Source organism: Flavobacterium sp. K77, from assembly GCF_021608205.1.
GTDB classification, from domain to species: Bacteria; Bacteroidota; Bacteroidia; order Flavobacteriales; family Flavobacteriaceae; genus Flavobacterium; species Flavobacterium turcicum.
Genome location: NZ_JAKIHO010000055.1, coordinates 1 through 368, shown reverse-complemented (window position 1 = coordinate 368; position 368 = coordinate 1). Strand labels below are relative to the sequence as shown.

Annotated in this window: 1 tRNA gene and 1 rRNA gene; both read right to left on the bottom strand. The window is 38.6% G+C overall.

Going from position 1 to position 368, the window contains the following annotated elements:
• Positions 1-2 precede the first annotated feature (2 nt).
• Positions 3-75 (bottom strand) — tRNA-Phe (locus L1S34_RS14870).
• 59 nt (positions 76-134) lie between these two features.
• Positions 135-244, bottom strand: a 5S ribosomal RNA gene (rrf, locus tag L1S34_RS14865).
• Positions 245-368: the final 124 nt, after the last annotated feature.

The following is a 368-nucleotide window of genomic DNA, read 5'->3' as shown; positions in this document are numbered from 1 at the left end:
TGTGGTACCTCCAGGGATCGAACCAGGGACACATGGATTTTCAGTCCATTGCTCTACCATCTGAGCTAAGGTACCTTACTTGTAAAAAGTAAATGCTAAAAAAAAAGCCCATCCGATTAGAATGGGCTTTCAAAGAAAGGCGACGACATACTCTCCCACATAACTGCAGTACCATCTGCGCTGGCGGGCTTAACTACTCTGTTCGGGATGGGAAGAGGTGAGCCCCGCCGCAATAACCACCTTAAGAAGTTATAATTGCTTTGGGCAATCTGTTTTTAACTAACAATTGATAATTTTCAATTCATAATTAAAAATAATATCTTAACATACTGAGATAAAGAATATAAAAAAGCATACAATAAAGTATT